1 rRNA gene is annotated in these 647 nt (G+C 45.9%); it reads left to right on the top strand.

The window, feature by feature from the left end:
- Positions 1–342: 342 nt before the first annotated feature.
- Positions 343–647 (top strand): 23S ribosomal RNA (locus tag ACQRD1_RS14585); the annotation flags it as partial.

The following is a 647-nucleotide window of genomic DNA, read 5'->3' as shown; positions in this document are numbered from 1 at the left end:
TCAATATGTACCTTGAAAATTGCATATAAGAAATAGAAATGATAAGATAAATATCTTAATCAAGACATCCGAGGTAATTGTTATAAACAGAGTAATGAGATAATGATTACAACACAATTCGAAGAAAACGAATGAAAAAAATTGACCTAGAACCAACGCCAGTAACGCTATACTGGTGTCGACGAAGAAAGCACCCCGTGCGGGAGCGGGTCATCTCCAAGACCAACGGTCTTGTCGATGTCATTTGCTCCGCAAATGTCTGCTAAAATCCCAGAACAGCCTTATGAATGCAAGCATTCAACGGCAGTCCTGAAATTTCAGCATCCGCTTTCTGAGTTAGTTGGTCATGCTAGAAAGAGCGTATGGTGGATGCCTTGGCACTAAGAGCCGATGAAAGACGTGATAAGCTGCGAAAAGCTTCGGGGAGGAGCAAATATCCTACGATCCGGAGATATCTGAATGGGGAAACCCAACTGAGCAGACCTCAGTTATCCTGACGCCAATCCATAACGTCAGGAAGGGAACCCGGTGAACTGAAACATCTAAGTAGCCGGAGGAAGAGAAAACAACAGTGATTCTGTGAGTAGCGGCGAGCGAAAACGGAAGAGCCCAAACCGCCGTGCGTGCACGGCGGGGTTCGGACCGCA

The organism is Bariatricus sp. SGI.019, from assembly GCF_050315235.1.
Lineage (GTDB): Bacteria > Bacillota > Clostridia > Lachnospirales > Lachnospiraceae > JAFBIX01.
The sequence above is the reverse complement of the archived record's forward strand: the minus strand, read 5'-3'. Positions and strand labels throughout refer to the sequence as shown.